This is a genomic window from Consotaella salsifontis (assembly GCF_900167365.1).
GTDB lineage: Bacteria > Pseudomonadota > Alphaproteobacteria > Rhizobiales > Rhizobiaceae > Consotaella > Consotaella salsifontis.
In genome coordinates this window covers 195,342-211,002 of the sequence record NZ_FUXL01000002.1, presented here as the reverse complement: position 1 = coordinate 211,002, position 15,661 = coordinate 195,342, and the positions used below count along the sequence as shown (strand labels likewise).

At 63.8% G+C, this 15,661-nt stretch carries 16 protein-coding genes and 1 tRNA gene; 9 read left to right on the top strand and 8 right to left on the bottom strand.

Annotated elements, in window-relative coordinates:
* Positions 1-93 precede the first annotated feature (93 nt).
* The 4 genes from B5D38_RS03115 to B5D38_RS03100 form a co-directional block, all read right to left on the bottom strand.
* Positions 94-1,422 (bottom strand): TRAP transporter large permease, encoded by a 1,329-nt coding sequence (locus B5D38_RS03115; RefSeq protein ID WP_245318763.1) that lies wholly within the window; start codon positions 1,420-1,422, stop codon positions 94-96.
* A 1-nt stretch (position 1,423) separates the two neighbouring features.
* Complete coding sequence (locus B5D38_RS03110) at positions 1,424-2,032, bottom strand: TRAP transporter small permease subunit (protein WP_078706900.1); 609 nt, start codon at positions 2,030-2,032, stop codon at positions 1,424-1,426.
* A 180-nt stretch (positions 2,033-2,212) separates the two neighbouring features.
* Positions 2,213-3,262 (bottom strand): TRAP transporter substrate-binding protein, encoded by a 1,050-nt coding sequence (locus tag B5D38_RS03105; RefSeq protein ID WP_078706899.1) that lies wholly within the window; start codon positions 3,260-3,262, stop codon positions 2,213-2,215.
* Positions 3,259-4,083, bottom strand: a complete 825-nt coding sequence (locus tag B5D38_RS03100) for a FadR/GntR family transcriptional regulator (protein WP_078706898.1) — start codon at positions 4,081-4,083, stop codon at positions 3,259-3,261. The genes B5D38_RS03105 and B5D38_RS03100 overlap by 4 nt, the downstream gene beginning before the upstream one ends.
* A gap of 287 nt (positions 4,084-4,370) precedes the next feature.
* Between B5D38_RS03100 and B5D38_RS03095 the strand changes: the two genes are divergently transcribed.
* Positions 4,371-4,904, top strand: a complete 534-nt coding sequence (locus B5D38_RS03095) for a gluconokinase (protein WP_245318762.1) — start codon at positions 4,371-4,373, stop codon at positions 4,902-4,904.
* 31 nt (positions 4,905-4,935) lie between these two features.
* Here the strand turns inward: B5D38_RS03095 and B5D38_RS03090 are convergent, their stop codons facing one another.
* Complete coding sequence (locus B5D38_RS03090) at positions 4,936-6,744, bottom strand: sensor domain-containing phosphodiesterase (RefSeq protein ID WP_207552876.1); 1,809 nt, start codon at positions 6,742-6,744, stop codon at positions 4,936-4,938.
* 257 nt (positions 6,745-7,001) lie between these two features.
* Here B5D38_RS03090 and queF point away from each other — a divergent pair, with 257 nt between their 5' ends.
* The 4 genes from queF to gph all read left to right on the top strand — a co-directional run bounded on the left by queF (position 7,002) and on the right by gph (position 10,118).
* Positions 7,002-7,466, top strand: coding sequence for a preQ(1) synthase (gene queF, locus B5D38_RS03085; protein WP_078706897.1), 465 nt, complete (start codon positions 7,002-7,004; stop codon positions 7,464-7,466).
* Positions 7,467-7,612: 146 nt separating this feature from the next.
* Complete coding sequence (gene ribB, locus B5D38_RS03080) at positions 7,613-8,728, top strand: 3,4-dihydroxy-2-butanone-4-phosphate synthase (RefSeq protein ID WP_078707096.1); 1,116 nt, start codon at positions 7,613-7,615, stop codon at positions 8,726-8,728.
* A gap of 164 nt (positions 8,729-8,892) precedes the next feature.
* Positions 8,893-9,390 carry a MaoC family dehydratase gene (locus B5D38_RS03075; protein WP_078707095.1) on the top strand — a complete coding sequence of 166 codons (498 nt, stop codon included), beginning with the start codon at positions 8,893-8,895 and terminating at the stop codon, positions 9,388-9,390.
* Positions 9,387-10,118: a phosphoglycolate phosphatase gene (gene gph / locus B5D38_RS03070; protein ID WP_078706896.1), complete on the top strand. Its 732-nt coding sequence runs from the start codon at positions 9,387-9,389 to the stop codon at positions 10,116-10,118. The genes B5D38_RS03075 and gph overlap by 4 nt, the downstream gene beginning before the upstream one ends.
* 172 nt (positions 10,119-10,290) lie before the next feature.
* Here the strand turns inward: gph and B5D38_RS03065 are convergent, their stop codons facing one another.
* Entirely contained in the window at positions 10,291-10,737 is a 447-nt protein-coding gene (locus B5D38_RS03065) for a DUF983 domain-containing protein (protein ID WP_078706895.1), read from the bottom strand.
* 139 nt (positions 10,738-10,876) lie between these two features.
* Here B5D38_RS03065 and B5D38_RS03060 point away from each other — a divergent pair, with 139 nt between their 5' ends.
* Positions 10,877-11,101 carry a hypothetical protein gene (locus tag B5D38_RS03060; protein WP_078706894.1) on the top strand — a complete coding sequence of 75 codons (225 nt, stop codon included), beginning with the start codon at positions 10,877-10,879 and terminating at the stop codon, positions 11,099-11,101.
* 214 nt (positions 11,102-11,315) lie between these two features.
* Here the strand turns inward: B5D38_RS03060 and B5D38_RS03055 are convergent.
* Positions 11,316-11,391: transfer RNA gene (locus tag B5D38_RS03055), tRNA-Thr, on the bottom strand.
* A 188-nt stretch (positions 11,392-11,579) separates the two neighbouring features.
* Here B5D38_RS03055 and B5D38_RS03050 point away from each other — a divergent pair.
* The 3 genes from B5D38_RS03050 (at position 11,580) to B5D38_RS03040 (ending at position 14,363) form a co-directional block, all read left to right on the top strand.
* Complete coding sequence (locus B5D38_RS03050; protein ID WP_078706893.1) at positions 11,580-12,401, top strand: exonuclease domain-containing protein; 822 nt, start codon at positions 11,580-11,582, stop codon at positions 12,399-12,401.
* A complete protein-coding gene (locus tag B5D38_RS03045; protein ID WP_078706892.1) occupies positions 12,401-14,020 on the top strand; it encodes a cisplatin damage response ATP-dependent DNA ligase in 1,620 nt (539 codons plus the stop codon). Before B5D38_RS03050 ends, B5D38_RS03045 begins: the two co-directional genes overlap by 1 nt.
* 76 nt (positions 14,021-14,096) lie before the next feature.
* Complete coding sequence (locus B5D38_RS03040; RefSeq protein ID WP_078706891.1) at positions 14,097-14,363, top strand: DUF6460 domain-containing protein; 267 nt, start codon at positions 14,097-14,099, stop codon at positions 14,361-14,363.
* A gap of 4 nt (positions 14,364-14,367) precedes the next feature.
* Here B5D38_RS03040 and B5D38_RS03035 read toward each other — a convergent pair whose 3' ends face one another.
* Positions 14,368-15,510: a YihY/virulence factor BrkB family protein gene (locus B5D38_RS03035; RefSeq protein ID WP_245318760.1), complete on the bottom strand. Its 1,143-nt coding sequence runs from the start codon at positions 15,508-15,510 to the stop codon at positions 14,368-14,370.
* Positions 15,511-15,661 lie beyond the last annotated feature (151 nt).

The window sequence follows — 15,661 nt, the reverse complement described above, 5'->3', positions numbered from 1 at the left end:
AGACTGCCACGTTCGACCACGGCGGATCGGAAACAAAAGAACCGGCGAGATTGCTCTCGCCGGTTCTTTTGCGTGCTCCACGAAGAGCGAGGCTCAGCGCAAGATCCACATCGAGACTTCGGGGAAGGCGATGATCAGCGCCAGAACCGCGACCTGGATGCAGATGAAGGGAATGAGCGCCATGAAGATGTTCTGGAGCGATATCTCCTTCGGCGCGACGCCCTTCAGGTAGAATGCCGCCGGACCGAAGGGCGGACTCAGGAACGACACCTGCATGTTGATGGCGAAGAGGACGCCGAACCACACCGGGTCGTAGCCGAGTTGGACGATGATCGGCACGAAGATCGGCAGAGCGAGCATCGCAATGCCGATCCAGTCCAGGAAGAGGCCGAGAACGCCGAGAATGACCATCATCACGACGATTATGACCCAGGGGGCCGCGTCGAGGCCGAGGATCGTCGCCGAGACGAAGCGATTGCCACCCATCAGGTTGTAGACGCCGACGAGAATGGCGGCGCCCACGCCGATCCAGATGATCATACCGCAGGTGTCGATGGTGTGCTGAACGCTTTGCTGAAGCAGCTTCGGCGAGAATTCGCCGCGCACGACGATGGCGAGCAGCACGCCGACGACGCCCATCGCCGCCGCTTCCGTCACCGAAGCGATGCCGCCATAGATGGTGCCGAGAACGATGCCGATGATGATGACCGGCCAGAACAGGCCCGTGGCGATGACGACGAGGCGTTCCTTGGCCGGCAGGCGGTCGCGCTCCGGTAACGGGGGGCCGAGCTCCGGATTGCGCAGGCAGCGGAACAGCACATAGGCGACGTAGGACAGCATCAGGATCGTGCCCGGCGTCACCGCCGCCGCGAAGGTGTCCGCGATCGAGACGCTCGCGATGAGGCCGTAGATGATCAAGACGATCGAGGGCGGGATCATCGTGCCCAATGATCCGCCGGCGCACACCACGCCGATGGCGATCGACCGATCGTAGCCGAGGCGCAGCATCTGGGGCAGGGCGAGCAGGCCGAGAAGAACGATCTCGCCGCCGATGATGCCCGACATTGCCGCCAGCAGGAACGCCACGACGAGGGTTTGCACCGCAACGCCGCCGGGAAGCCGCCCCGCCAATATTCGCATCGAGTTGAAGAGGTCCTTCGCGATCCCCGATCGGTCGAGGAGCGAGGCCATGAAGACGAACATCGGCACCGCGACCAGCGAATACTCGGTGATGAAGCCGTAGACGCGGCTGGTGATGAGCGGCAGAGCATTCGGCCCGAACCAGCCGAAAGTGAAGATGAGGGCGACGAGACCCGTGACGAAGGCGAGAGGCAGGCCCGTCAGGAGCAGGCCGAAGATTCCGCCGATGAGGAGATAGGTACCGTATTCGATACCCATCGCGTTGAGGCCAAGGCCGCCCATGTCAGCGCCCTCCTTGCTGAGCCGGCGTCTGGCGCGGCCAGTGGGTCAGCGTGTGGAACAGATGCATCAACGCCTGAACCAGCATGATCGCCACGGCGAGAAGGATGACGCCCTTGGTGATGGCTGGGAACGGTGGATTCCAGGAGGTGCCGGACCGTTCCAGCTGCCATTCGCCCAGCGGATTGTGCGAGGCGGTGAAGAACATCAGCCAGGCCGCGTAGGTCATGCCGAAGGTGAAGACCAGCGTCAGCACGCCGTTGACGATGTCGAGCACCCAGCGCATGCGCGGCCCCGCCAGATCATAGAGGATGCGGACCCGGATGTGCTTGTTGCGGGCAAGCGCGATAGGGCCGCCGAGCGCGAAGATGACGGAGATGAGGAAGACGGTCGTCTCGTGCACCCACGAGGTTGGCGAGTTCAGCGCATAGCGCATGAACACCTCGTAGACGGAAATGGCCGTCGCGATAAACACCAGCCAAGCGATGGCTCGGCTGGCAAGGCCGATGAGGCGGTCGAGGCCCGTGATCGGGCCGTCCTCGGACGGATCGCCGGAGTTTGGCTCGTCCTTCAACGGTTCGACCGCATCGGGAAGGGAAGGTTCATTGGTCATGGGAGCACTTTCGCTGACCTCGCCGGGATGGGACGCTGCCGCCGGTCGTGCATCGGGCGCGCCGGCGCGCTGGGGAGGCGTTGCGCCGTGAGGGCGTGAACGGCGCGACGTTGGGCGCTGCGTCCGTCATGATGCCGGAGACGGAAGCGGCGGGATGCAATACCCCGCCGCCGGACCGCCTTACATCATGCCGTTTTCCTTGAGGTACGCCGTCACGGAATCATAGTACTTCTGCGTGATGGCGTTCTTCTTTGCCCAGACTTCCCATTCCTGGCGGGCGATGTTGCGGAACTTGGCCCGCTCCTCGGCCGGCAGATCGATGATCTCGATGTTCGGGTCCTTGCGGGCTTCCGCGACCGCCTTGATGTCGCGCTGCTTCAGCTTGGCGACCATCTCGTAGGCCATGGAGTCGACCGAGACCTCGAGGATCTTCTTCAGATCATCCGGCAGCCCGTCCCAGATCTGCTTGTTGATGGAGACAGACACCATCGGCAGGGAGTGGAAGCCCGGATAGGCCGGATATTTGGCGAAGCTGTGCAGGCCCTGGGCCTGGTTGGTGGCGAAGACGGTATAGTCGGCCGCGTCGATCACGCCCTTCTCGAGCGAGGTGTAGACCTCCGAACCGGGCAGATTCACTGGCGTTGCCCCGGCCTTGGAGAAGATGTCGTAGACCATGCCCTCGGGGGCGCGCAGCTTCAGGCCCTTGAGGTCGTCGACGGAGCGGATCGGCTTGGACGAGGGCAGAGACTCGAGGCCGGTGGCGGCCGAACCAATCAGGTGCAGCCCGTAGGGCTCGACGAGCTCGTTATAGATCTCGTCCCCGCCGTTGTACTTCATGTACTCCAGGAACTCGAGCGGATCGCCCCAGGCGCCGACGAGGTTGCCGATCATGCCGAAGGCCGGGTCCTTGCCCGAGAAGTAGCTGGGATCGGTTAGGTGGCCCTGGAGAATGCCGGCAGCCACAGCGTCGAGGGTCTGGTTTGCCGGAACAACGGCGTTGACCGGCAGGATCTCGATCTCGATCCGCCCGCCGCTCATCGTCTTGACGTTCTGGGCCCACTCCTTCTTGATCTCGAACTGCGGCTCGCCATTGGTCTCCGAGGTCTGGAACGTCCAGCTGTATTCGGCGGCGGCGAGCGCGCTTCCTGCCGTCAGGGCGGTGGTGGCAAGAGCTCCCATCGCCACGGCGCAGACGCCGGCCAGAATTCTGTTGGTTTTGGAACCGGTCATGGTGTTGAGTCCTCCGTTGGAATGCTTAGAGTTGTTTCCGTTTCTTGATCGGAACGGTTGGCCGCCGCGACCGTGTTCATCACGGCAAGGCGACGGGTCAGGATGAGGAACGGATCGGCGGCATCGGTCAGTCCTTCCGAGCGCGTCTCGATTCTCAGGTCCTGTGCAGTGCGATCCATCACCCGGATCGCGGCCTCGAAAGCGCCCTTTGCGTCTCTCAGGCGAATGGCCTCCATCAGCCGTCTGTGGCGGCCGAGGCTGTCTTGCAGAAGATCCGCCGTCTGGTTGCTCTTGGTGACGACGAGGCGGATGGCCGGGCGCAGAATATGGGCGAGCTGGGCCCAGATGGCGTTGCGCGTGCCGCGATAGATTGCCGCGTGAAAATCGACGTCGAATTCGCTGAAGGCGCGACGATCCCATGAAGGTTCGGCATCGACGGAGCGCACCATGCCCTCGAAGGCCTCCTCCATGGCCAAAAGGTCCCGCGCGCCGGCATTGATCGCCGCAATCGCCGCGATCAGCGGCTCCGCACCGTAGCGGAAGGCGAAGAAGTCCCGCAGCAGCTCGGGGTGGGGCGCTTCATGCTCGGCGAGCCAGCCGGTGAAGACTGGGTCGAGGATGTTCCAGTCACGGAACTCCTGGACGATGGTTCCCTGGCCGGAATAGCGCCGGACCATGCCGCAGGAATTCAAAAGCTGAAGGCCGCTGCGCACGGATGCCCGGCTGACGCCGAACTGCGCGGTCAACTCCATTTCCTTGGGAAGAACGTCGCCGGCGCGGTAGATGCCCGACAGAAGATCATGGGCGAGCGAAGTCGCCACACGCTCTCCTCGTGATCCCTGAGCTGAGCTCCCGTTCGCCACCATTCCGGCTTGCCTCCCAAGTCCGTTGGTGTACCATAACCATGTCAGACATGAAGCGCAACAATGTTCGATATGGGGTGCTTCCGGATCGGACAAGAATTGGGGCATCGGCGAGCCTGGGCGGTTCGATCTCTCCCGCGCCGCCAGAAGCTTGACAGGATGGCGCCTTCGGAGGTTCTTCGCCGCGTTCGGCCGTGTCGGCAGTGAGCGCTGAAGAGGGCCGGACGGAAACGAACGGATGTGAAATGGGCGGACGGGCAAAGGCGATCGTAGTGATGGGGCCCTCCGGCGTCGGAAAGACGACGACGGCCATGGTTCTGGCGGCGCGTCTCGGATGGCCTTATGCGGAGGGCGACGACTTCCATCCCCTGGAGAACATCGCCAAGATGTCCGCCGGCATCCCGCTCCAGGATGCTGATCGGGAGCCGTGGCTTGCCGCGATCCGCGACTGGATCGATGAGCAGGCACGCGGCGGCGCCAGCGTTGTCGTCACCTGTTCCGCGCTGAAGCGGCGTTATCGCGACATCCTGCGACAGGCCGACGTCGATCTCTGCTTCCTGTTCTTGGCGGCCGATCAGCTGCTGGTGGGTGAGCGCGTGGCGCGCCGGGCCGGCCATTACATGCCGCCTTCGCTCCTGGCCTCGCAGTTCGGCGATCTGGAGCCGCTGCAAGCAGACGAGCCGGGCATCTTCGTCACCGTGGACAAGGCGCCGGAGGCGGTCGCCGAGGAGGCGCTGTTGCGGCTTGCCGAGCGCGGATGGGCTGTAAAACCAGTTTGATCCTTGGAAATTCTGCCAGGAGCCGGATCGGTCAGCCCGCTCGGCCCACCAGGATCGGAAGGCTTGCGCGCTCACGGCTTTGCTGCCACTGCCGCTCGAAATCAGCCGCCTTCATCGGCCGGCCGAAGAAGTAGCCTTGAGCTTCATGGCAATGATAGCCGCGCATGATCTCCGCCTGCTCGGCGTGCTCGATGCCTTCGGCGATCACTTCGAGCCCGATGCCCTTGGCGAGTGATGTGATGGCCTCGACGATCACCTGATCCTTACGGTTGGAAGTGATGGTGCGGATGAACGAGCGATCGATCTTCAGGCGACTGACCGGATAGTCCTTGAGCATGGCCAGCGAGGCGTAGCCGGTGCCGAAATCGTCGAAGGCGATTCCGACGCCCATCGCCCTCAAATCCTCCAGCTGCTCCATGGTGCTCTGTTCACGGCGCAGGATGATGTTCTCCGTGATTTCCAGCTCCAGCGCCGGGCTGGGCAGGCCGTGGTCGTCCAGCGCCTTCGCGACGATCGCGGCGAGGTCGCGATTGCGAAACTGCGCGCCGAAAAGGTTGACGCCCATTCGGAAGCGCCCCGAAGCCAATTCCTGCCAGCTCGCCGCCTGCCGACAGGCCGCGCGGATGATCCATTCGCCGACCGGAGCGGCGAGGTGGCTGGCCTCCAGCACCGGAAGAAACGCACTCGGCAGCACGACGCCGCGATGGGGATAGTTCCAGCGAATGAGCGCTTCGGCGCCCACCCAGCTGCCATCGCGCAAGGACACCTGTGGCTGATAGTAAAGCTCGAAGCTTCGGGTTTCCCAGGCCTCCTGCAGTTCCAGGTTGATGTTGCCGCGCTCCAACGCCCGATGCCGCAGGTCTGCCGTGAAAATCCGCGCGCAACCGCGCCCTGTCGCCTTTGCCTGGTAGAGCGCAAGATCGGCATTGCCGAGAACCTGCATCTCGTCGCTGTCTAAAGTCGCGGTAGAGGCGATGCCGACGCTGGCGCAGATGTGGACGATCTGGCCGTCGACGTCGATCGGCTCCTGGATCGCCGCAATGAGATCCCCCGCCAACCTCTTGGATGCCAAAGGGTCCGCGGAGTTTGCAATAAAGAGCACGAACTCGTCGCCGCCAAGGCGTGCAATGACGCGATCCTGCCCATCGAACGCCCGCAGTCTCTTGCCGACTGCCTGGAGAACGAAGTCCCCGGCGTTGTGCCCGAGGGTGTCGTTGATCTCCTTGAAACCGTCGAGATCGATGATCATTGCGGTGGCGCGAACCTTGTCGTCAAAGCTCTTGCGTATGGCTGACAGGAGCATGGTCCGGTTGGCCAACTGTGTCAGGGTGTCGATCCGCGCGGCATGGCCAAGGCGCATCAATTCGATATGTTCGATCACGAAAGAGGCGAGGCAGCGCAGCGTCGCGCGTTCTTCCTCGTTCAGCCGATGCGGCTTGTCATCGACGAGGCAGAGCGCGCCGATTCGGTGGCCGGAGGGCGATATCAGGGCAGCACCGGCGTAAAATCGAACGAAGGGAAAGCCCTTGACCAGCATGTTCTGGGCGAAGCGCGAATCCTCGCATGCGTCCTCGACCACGAGAATGTCGTCGCTTTCGTCGATAATGGTCCAGTTGCAGAATGAATCCTGGCGGGCGATTTCCTCGAAGTGGAACTCCCCGGTGTGGGCCCGGCAAATCTGCGCCGTCGCGCCGATGGTGGAGATGTAGCAGTTCGGTATCGCGAAGATGCGCGCCGCCAGCTGGACGAGGTGATCGAACTGGCGCTCGTCGAACGCTCCAGACAAGAGATACTGGTCCAGTGTCTCGAGCCGTTCTTTTTCTTCGTTTGAAAGAATCATTGAACTGATCATCGCTCGTGCTTGGCGGCGGAAGCAACCGCGGGTATAGACCTGGGGCAGTTAATTATTCCGTTCCCCAGCCGCGATTTGTTCCGCCGATCGAGCGGTCTATGGCGTTGCTTCCGGCACTTGTGGAAATGGTTCTCCAGGCTGAACAAGCCGCCGTTCTCTTCATGGGATGCGAGCGTCTTTCCTCTGCCGGTTGAGTTGCGCTCGCCGTCGCCTTAGATCGACCGGAATCGTTTCAGGAGACCCTGATGTCCGAAAACCTCGGTGCTCTTAGCCAGCTCGGCCGGCCAGCCCACCCCGCTGCCTCTCCGCAGGAGGCAACGCTGGAAACCGTGCCGTATTCGAGAGGCGAGGGACCGGCCGCCATCGTGCGCTTCACCTGTCCCGAGTTCACGTCCCTCTGCCCGGTAACGGGGCAGCCCGACTTCGCCCATATCGTCATCGACTATGCTCCAGATAGCCGTCTCGTCGAATCGAAGTCCCTGAAGCTGTTTCTCACCAGCTTCCGCAATCACGGCGCTTTTCATGAGAACTGCACTCTGATGATCGCCCGCAGAATCGTTGACGCGACGGCCCCGCTGTGGCTTCGCATCGCCGGCTTCTGGTATCCGCGCGGCGGCATCCCGATCGACGTTTTCTGGCAAACCGGCGCCCCGCCCGCCGGCGCCTATGTTCCAGAGCCGGGGGTGCCGCCCTATCGCGGGCGTGGCTGAGGCTGAGGGCTGCCGGCATTGAATGCTCCGTTCACCGCGCCGGCGCCGCCAGACGTTGATCAGCCGGGGTAAAGCGCCTAGAGCCGGAGCATGTGGGCGCTGACGAAATGGGTGCCGCGCCGGCCGACGAGACGATGGGAAAACCGATGGACCTCGACAGGATCGAAGATGCCGTTGCGGCGATCGCCGCCGGCGAGCTGGTGGTGGTGGTGGACGATACCGACCGCGAGAATGAGGGCGATCTCATCATGGCGGCGGCCACTTCGACGCCTGAGAAAATGGGTTTCATGATCCGCCACACCAGCGGCATCATCTGCGTTCCGATGACCGCCGAGCGCGCGGATCGGCTGAACCTGCCACCCATGGTGGCCAACAATCTCGACCCCATGCGCACCGCCTTCACGGTTTCGGTGGACTACAAGGTCGGCATGACAACCGGGATCTCGGCCGAGGAGCGAAACAACACGGCGCGCGCTCTGGCCAATGACAACTGTCAGGGCAGCGATTTTCTGCGTCCGGGCCACATCTTCCCGCTGATCGCGCGGGCCGGCGGGGTGCTCACGCGTTCGGGCCATACGGAGGCCGGCGTCGATCTCGCCCAGCTGGCGGGCGTCGGCTCCATCGCAGTGCTGGCGGAGGTCGTCAAGGACGACGGCACGCTGATGCGCCTTCCCGAGCTCGTGCCCTTCGCCCGGGAGCATGGCCTCAAGATCATCTCCATCGAGGACCTCATTTCCTATCGCATCCGACGGGAAACCTTTGTCGAGTGCGTCCGCGAGGAGGAGACGTCAGTGGAGGGCGTTCCGGTGCGGGTGCGCGTCTATCGCACGCCCTTCGACGCCATGCAGCACGTCGCCATGGTTTTCGGCGATGTCTCCGACCGCGACGGCGTTCCGACCCGCATTCATCGCGAGCAGCCTGCGCTGGAGTTGATGGCGCAGGCCCAGGGCGAGGAAAGCTGGGCCAAGATCGCGACCAAGGCAATGGCCGATCGCGGCTTCGGCGTCATCGTGCTCCTGCGCACGCCGCAGGTCGAGGAACTGCCGGATACCCCGCAAGTCGCGCCCCAGGGAGACGAGGCCGAGGTTCACAGCAGCGCGCTCGCCCGCATGCAGCGTTGGCGCGAGGTTGGGCTCGGCGCGCAGATCCTGCTCGATCTCGGCGTGCGCTCCATCTCCGTGCTGGCGACGCATGAGCGAGCCTATGTCGGGCTGACGGGCTTCGGCATAGCCGTGTCCGGCACGACGCTCGTCAAGGACTGAGACGGGCGGAGCATTGTCCTTGGCGCGGGCTGCGGCAAATAGACCTTTGACCGGGGCCGCGAACAGGATAGGCACGCGCTACGGACAAGCCGTACGGGCGAATCTTGAGGAACGACACGATGGATGATGCCGCTCGCAACGGGCAGCCTACGCCGACAGGGCGCATGAGCGCCGATGCCGACGCGCTGCGGCAGCGTCTCGTTCCCGCTGCCGATTACCGGGCTCACCTCAATGGTCCGGAATTCGTGTCGAACTGGTTCACGGTCGATCAGGACATGATCGACGCTTTCGCCCACGCCACCCACGATCACCAGTTCATCCACGTCGATCCCGTGCGCGCCAAGGCGGAAACGCCGTTCGGCGGCACCATCGCCCACGGCTTCCTGACGCTTTCGCTGCTTTCGGCGCTCGCCTACGATGTTTTGCCGGGCGTCGAGCACACCCGCATGGGCGTCAATTACGGCTTTGAGACCGTCCGCTTCATCCAGCCGGTGAAGTGCGGAGCGCGGGTGCGCGGCCGCTTTCAGCTCGTCGGGCTGACAGAGCGCGCGGTTTCGATCCAATCCACCTGGAAGACGAGCGTCGAGGTGGAAGGGGCGGCCAAGCCCGCCCTGACCGCCGAGTGGATTACGCTCGCGATGCTGGAGCCGCCGACCGCATGATCGCTTCGCTCGACCCGCCGCAGAACGACAAGCCTCGCGCGCGAGAGGAATGGCCGCGGGCCGCGCTCTTCGATCTCGACGGGACACTGGTCGATTCGGCGCCCGATCTCCATGAGGCGTTGAACGAGACCTTGGCGAGCTATGGCGAGCCGCCCTTTACCTATGAAGCGGTGGTCAAGATGATCGGGGCAGGGGTGCCGAAGCTGATCCAGCGCGCCTATGCCGGTCTCGGCAAGACCATCGACAAGGCGACCCGCGACAAGGTTGTAAAACGCTTTCTGGCGATTTACGGCCCGCGCGCGACGCGGCTGACGACGCTCAACCCTGGTGCAGCCGAAGCCACCCGAGCGCTCTCGCAGGCAGGCTATCGGCTCGCGGTCGTCACCAACAAGAACGAGGCCGAGACCGAGACCGTCCTCGGCCATTTCGGCCTTGGTAAGCTGATGGATGCCGTGGTGGGCGGCGATTCCGGTCCGCCCAAGAAGCCCCACCCCGGAATGCTGCTTCTGGCGTGCGAGCGTCTTGGTCTGTCGCCGGAGGATGCCGTCTTCATCGGTGACGGCGAGAACGATGTCGAGGCGGCCAAGGCCGCCGGGATGCCGGTTATCATCGTGCGGGGAGGATACGGCTTGGTGCCCACCGAAAAACTTGGAGCGACTCGGGTTATCGATCGGCTCGACGAGCTTCCCGCCGTGCTGGACGAGATGGCGGCCACCCGGAAAAAATAGATCGGCCGTGGAGCACGCGACCGGCCCGAGCCTGTCGGGTGCTCCGACGGTGATCTCGAGACGCCGCCCGCTGCCATCGTCCGCGGCCGCCAGCCCACCCAATTGGGTATGCGGCAGCGGGATGGTCTCGGACGCAAGGGCATGAAGCCTCGGGTGAACGTGAAGCCAATGGTCAAAATCTGGCGTCTGGCTCCTGGCCTGTTTCGGCGGCTTCGGGTGACCTCGCCTCATAGGACTCGCCCGGTCTGACGAGGCGTCCCTCGGCAGCCTTGTGATAGAACTGGCTGGCCACCAGCCAGCCCTTGAGAGGGCGGAGCGGCGGGATGCAGAACAGGAGGAGCAGGGGAAGCGAGACGATCAGATGCACCCAAAAAGGCGGCTCGAACGCCACCTCGAGCCAGACAGCGACGACCATGGCCGGGATGCAGGTGAAGCAGAGAACGAAGAAGGCCGGGCCATCTGCCGGTTCGGCGAAGGAATAATCGAGGCCGCAGACCTCGCAGCGATCGCGTAGCGTCAAAAAACCCTTGAACAGCCCGCCCTGACCGCAGCGGGGGCAGCGCCCTGCAATTCCTACCTTCCACGGCTCTTGGCGAGGCCAGGTCTTGTCTTCACTCATCGATCGGTCCTCGTCGCAGCGGTCAAATCCCTGGGCTTAGCGGGCCAAGCCCCTTCTCGCGGCGGGCAAATGCGGGTGCATTCCACTTCGGCTAACGTATGCATACGTTCACAGATTTGCATGGCTCTGGCGAGCAAGAATGAACGCGCTCTCGCTCTCCCCTCGCTCTCTTCGTTCGGTGATCGGTCCGATCTGTCTGGCGATGGCCGCTGCCGCTAAGATCGAGGGTGCGGCATTCGTCGTCATTGCCGATGTTCAGGAGACACCGCTCCGAATTGTGGCGCGGATGGGAATCGATTGGACGATCCTCTTGCGACAGGGCTTTCGCGACTCGGTCGGTCAGGGTGCTTATCATGCGCAGTGAGCGTAGCGCGTGGCCGATAAGGCCGGCATGGATGAACGGATGCCGACAATTCCGCGAGATGTTCGAGAGGGCCTTCTTCAACCAGTCGCGCCGTCTTTCCGCCGATTCTGGCGAACACGCAGCTTGGGCCTTCTCGTCACGATCACCAACGTTACGATAAATACGCCGGGTAAAGAAGCAAGATTTGGCTGTTCATCAGGGAAGACGAGGGGGGTGGTGCCGCATGCCGGACTCGAACCAGCGACCCCATCATTACGAATGACGTGCTCTACCAACTGAGCTAATGCGGCGCGCCCGCGCGGCCGTTGGCGGCGCGAACGAGGGTCCTGATAGCGATAAACGGCGCCGTGTTCAAGCGCCAAAGCCACATCGGCTTGCGTAAGGCTTGCTTGGCGCCTGCCGGCCCGCCTTCGACATCGATATCACGCCGTTAACGAGCCGCTTGCACAACGGCTGATAAAGAGCGAAGGAGAAGGCAATGGCCGGTTATTTTCCTCCCGTCGCCGCAACGCTCTCCCTGTTCGCCGAACCGGCGAGGCCGTTGGTGCGCGTCATCGATACCGAAACGGCGGGGCACCGCCTCTCCGAGGACGCCGTGATCGAAATCGGCTCGGTCGATCTGGATCTGTCCACCGGCGAAATCTTTAATCCGATGCAGACGTTTTGCGATCCGGCAGGCGTCTTGATCGAGCCCGGCGCGCGGCGTGTCCACAAGATCACCGACGACATGCTGGCCGGCGCGCCGCCTTTCGCCGAGGCCGTGGCCGCCTTCGCCGGAGCTCCGGCCTATGCCGCCCAGCGCGCTGACTTCGATCGGCCGAGGCTTGGCCTCACCGGGCGGTGGCTTTGCACCCATAAGCTCGCCTTGCGCGCCTTTCCCGAGGTGCGGGCGCACGGCCTCCAGTCGTTGGTGAAATACGTGCCGCTGGACCTTTCGTCGGTGCGTCCGCTCCTTTGCGCGCTGCATCCCCATCGCGCGCTCTATGATGCCGTCTGCACCGCCGTTCTGCTCCGGGCGATCGCCGGCGCCTTAATGGCGGATTGCGCCGATCTCGGGGACTTTCTTGAGCGTGCGGAAAAGGTCTCGCTGGAACCGGCGCTCCTCACCAAGTTCCGGTCGGGCAAGCACAAGGGCGAGCTCATCTCGGCCGTGCCGGACGCGTATCTGGAATGGCTGGTGGCGGAAAAGGGAGTCGATCCGGACGCCCGCTTCACCGCCAAGCATCATCTGAAGCTGCGCCAGGCGCGCCGCATGCGGCTCGGCAAGGAGGTTGGCGCGCCCCTTGGCCCGCCGCTTTGATGAAGCGTTTCGCCGAGCTTCTCGACCGCCTAGTTCTGACGCCCTCGCGAAACGGCAAGCTTCGGTTGATGACGGACTTCTTCCGCGCCGTTCCCGACCCGGAGCGCGGCTACGCGCTCGCCGCGATCACCGGAGAGCTTCGCATCGAGAGCGTCAAGCCGGCCATGCTGCGGGCCTTGATCACCGAGCGCATGGACGAGGTGCTGTTCGGCTATTCCTATGATTATGTCGGCGATCTGGCCGAGACCATCGCGCTCGCCTGGCCGCAGCGTTCGGATGGGGAAGACGCGGATCAGCCGAGCCTCACCGAGATCGTCGAGCGCCTCGGCCACGCATCGCGGCAGGAAGGGCCGCGACGGGTGGAAGGCTGGCTGGACCGGCTCGACCCCTCTGGCCGATATGCGTTGCTGAAGCTCGTGACCGGCGCGATGCGCATCGGCGTCTCGGCGCGTCTTGCCAAGCAGGCGCTGGCTGACTTCGGCGGCAAGGAAACCTCAGAGATCGAAGAGCTTTGGCACGGCCTCGAGCCGCCCTATGAGACCCTCTTCGCCTGGCTGGAGGGAAGGAGCGAAAAGCCCGCCTCGGCCGCCGCCGCGCCCTTTCGCCCCGTCATGCTGTCGCAGCCGCTGGAGGAGGCCGACTACGCCAAGATCACGCCAGAGGATTACAGCGCCGAGTGGAAATGGGACGGCATCCGCGTCCAGGCGACGCGCGAGGGTGAGGTGTGTCGGCTCTATTCGCGCACGGGCGACGACATTTCTGGCGCCTTTCCCGATCTCATCGAGCACATGGATTTTCAGGGCTCGCTCGACGGCGAGCTCCTGGTGGCGCACCCCGCCAAAACGGAAGGGGAGGGGATCGTCACCGGGACGTTCTCCGATCTCCAGCAGCGGCTCAACCGCAAGAACGTCAGCGTTGCCGTGATGCGGAAGTTTCCCGTGTTCCTGCGGATCTACGATTTGCTCCAGGACGGCGCGCAAGACACGCGCGCGCTCCTCTTCGCCGAGCGCCGCAAGCGCCTGGAAGGCTTCGTCGCGGCGCTCGATCCGTCGCGTTTCGACCTTTCGCCCCTGGTGCCCTTCGCTGATTTCGCCGATCTCGCCGGAAAGCGCGAAAGTCCGCCCCATCCGGTGATCGAGGGCGTCATGCTGAAGCGCTGGGACAGCCCCTACCTGCCGGGGCGCCCCAAGGGGCCCTGGTTCAAGTGGAAGCAGGACCCGCACCTCGTCGATGCCGTCCTGATGTACGCCCAGCGCGGCCACGGCAAGCGCTCGAGCTTTTATTCGGACTATACGTTCGGCGTGTGGACCGGTCCGGATGACGCGCTGGAGCTCGTTCCTGTCGGCAAGGCCTATTTCGGCTTCACCGACGAGGAGCTGAAAGCGATCGACAAATATATCCGCGACAACACCATCGAGCGCTTCGGACCGGTGCGCTCGGTTCGGGCGGAACCCGGCCACGGGCTCGTGCTGGAGATCGCCTTCGAGGGGCTCGCCCGCTCGTCGCGCCACAAGTCCGGCGTCGCCATGCGTTTCCCACGCATATCGCGCCTCAGATGGGACAAGCCCGCCGCCGAGGCGGATCGCCTGGAGACGCTTCAGGCGATGCTGCCCGACTGAGCCTGCCGTCTTGCGGCAGACCGCGGCATTGCCTACCTGCCAGTGCGAAGTGAAGAGTTTGGCCGAGGAGCCGGAAATGGCAGGACGCGTTCATCAGTTTCTTGGCGGCTCGCCGCTATCGGTGTTGATCCGCCTCGTGCTGATATCGCTGCTCGTCGGCGTTCTTCTCTCCTGGCTCTCTTGGACACCCAACGACATCATCCGCTGGATCGTGGACTTCTTCGATTGGGCATGGTCCTCGCTCTTCGGGTCTTTCAATCGCGCGGTCGACTATTTCCTGCTCGGCGCGGCCATCGTTATCCCGATCTTCCTGATCTCACGTCTTCTGAAGTGGCGGAGCTGAACACTCAGCTCCGCCGCTTGGCCCGCTTCTGGGCGTAGGACAGAATCAGCGCCGCCGGCACGGTCACGGCGAGCGTGCCGAGGGAGATCTTGCGCCTTTCGGGCGGCGGGGGAGGCGCGCCCTTCTGCTCGCCGGGAAACATTGCGTTTTTCGACGGCCGGGCGGCCTCGCCCCAGTTGCGCCCCACCGAGTCAGCCATGCGCGCACCCCGCTCGCCCATAGGCTGCTCGACGCCCGTGGTGGTATCCATCGCCGTCTGGTGCTCGAGCTCGGAATTGAGTTCGCCGCCAAGGATCAGGAGCACCAGCGAGATCCACATCCAGGTCATGAAGCCGATGATGGCGCCGAGCGAGCCGTAGGTCGCGTCATAGGAGCCGAAATTACTGGTGTACCAGGTGAAGAGGACCGAGATGATCAAAGTGCCGATCAGGCCGAGCGCGCCGCCCGGGGTGATCCAGCGCCATTTGGCCTGCGAGCGGTTGGGCGCCCAGCGGTAGAGCGCGGCGATGGCGAGCGAGAGCAGGACAAAGAGCGCGGCATAGGAGAGGATCTGGATCAACCATTCCGTGCCCGTCCCAAGCCCGATGAAAGCGAACACCGCGGGAAGGCCGATGACGACCACGATGATGGCCATGATCATGGCCATGGCGCCGAGCGTGAACAACAGCGAGACGGCCGTCAGCTTGATGAAGCCGCGCGACTCCTTTTCATCGTAGGCAACGTTCATCGCCTCGAACAGCGCCTTCATGCCGGCGTTGGCGCTCCACAAGGCTAGGCCGAGGGAAATCAAAAGAGTCAGCGACAGCGACGTGTTGCCCCTTTCGGCGAGCCGCGTCAGCTGTTCCTGGAGGATGTCCATTGCGCCGCCGGGAATGATCCCCTGGAGCATCGACAGGTGCCCCGTGACCGTGGAGGGGTCGAGAAACAGGCCGTAGATCGAGATGAAGGCGGAAAGACCCGGCACGAAGGCGAGCAGGATGTAGTAGGTCACGCCTGCCGCGACGAGCATGATGCGGTCGTCCGACACCTCGTTGTAAAGGCGCCAGAGAATATCCTTCCAGCCTTGCAGAGGAATCTGCGTCGGGCCATCAGCCTCCCGCCCACGACCGTTCTGCTCGCTGCGTTCCGTATCGATCGTGCTGGTCATCTGCCTTCCGCTCCTGGTCGCTCCCCCGAAACAATGCGGCAGGCGGCCGCGAGTTGCGGCAAATCTGCGGCCTCGATGTGCGGAGTTCGTGGCGCGAGGCTGGCGGCTCATCAGGATGGCTTGCTTTCGCTGCGGCGCAATGCCACGGCAG

Excerpts from the sequence above, each read along its gene's own strand:
- B5D38_RS03110 (WP_078706900.1), bottom strand. The coding sequence starts at position 2,032 with ATGACCAATGAACCTTCCCTTCCCGATGCGGTCGAACCGTTGAAGGAC.
- B5D38_RS03065 (WP_078706895.1), bottom strand. The coding sequence starts at position 10,737 with ATGAGTGAAGACAAGACCTGGCCTCGCCAAGAGCCGTGGAAGGTAGGA.
- B5D38_RS03105 (WP_078706899.1), bottom strand. The coding sequence starts at position 3,262 with ATGACCGGTTCCAAAACCAACAGAATTCTGGCCGGCGTCTGCGCCGTG.
- B5D38_RS03075 (WP_078707095.1), top strand. The coding sequence starts at position 8,893 with ATGAGCGCCGATGCCGACGCGCTGCGGCAGCGTCTCGTTCCCGCTGCC.
- B5D38_RS03060 (WP_078706894.1), top strand. The coding sequence starts at position 10,877 with ATGAACGCGCTCTCGCTCTCCCCTCGCTCTCTTCGTTCGGTGATCGGT.
- B5D38_RS03035 (WP_245318760.1), bottom strand. The coding sequence starts at position 15,510 with ATGACCAGCACGATCGATACGGAACGCAGCGAGCAGAACGGTCGTGGG.
- B5D38_RS03090 (WP_207552876.1), bottom strand. The coding sequence starts at position 6,744 with ATGATTCTTTCAAACGAAGAAAAAGAACGGCTCGAGACACTGGACCAG.
- B5D38_RS03040 (WP_078706891.1), top strand. The coding sequence starts at position 14,097 with ATGGCAGGACGCGTTCATCAGTTTCTTGGCGGCTCGCCGCTATCGGTG.
- ribB (WP_078707096.1), top strand. The coding sequence starts at position 7,613 with ATGGACCTCGACAGGATCGAAGATGCCGTTGCGGCGATCGCCGCCGGC.
- queF (WP_078706897.1), top strand. The coding sequence starts at position 7,002 with ATGTCCGAAAACCTCGGTGCTCTTAGCCAGCTCGGCCGGCCAGCCCAC.
- B5D38_RS03045 (WP_078706892.1), top strand. The coding sequence starts at position 12,401 with ATGAAGCGTTTCGCCGAGCTTCTCGACCGCCTAGTTCTGACGCCCTCG.
- B5D38_RS03050 (WP_078706893.1), top strand. The coding sequence starts at position 11,580 with ATGGCCGGTTATTTTCCTCCCGTCGCCGCAACGCTCTCCCTGTTCGCC.
- gph (WP_078706896.1), top strand. The coding sequence starts at position 9,387 with ATGATCGCTTCGCTCGACCCGCCGCAGAACGACAAGCCTCGCGCGCGA.
- B5D38_RS03095 (WP_245318762.1), top strand. The coding sequence starts at position 4,371 with ATGGGCGGACGGGCAAAGGCGATCGTAGTGATGGGGCCCTCCGGCGTC.
- B5D38_RS03115 (WP_245318763.1), bottom strand. The coding sequence starts at position 1,422 with ATGGGCGGCCTTGGCCTCAACGCGATGGGTATCGAATACGGTACCTAT.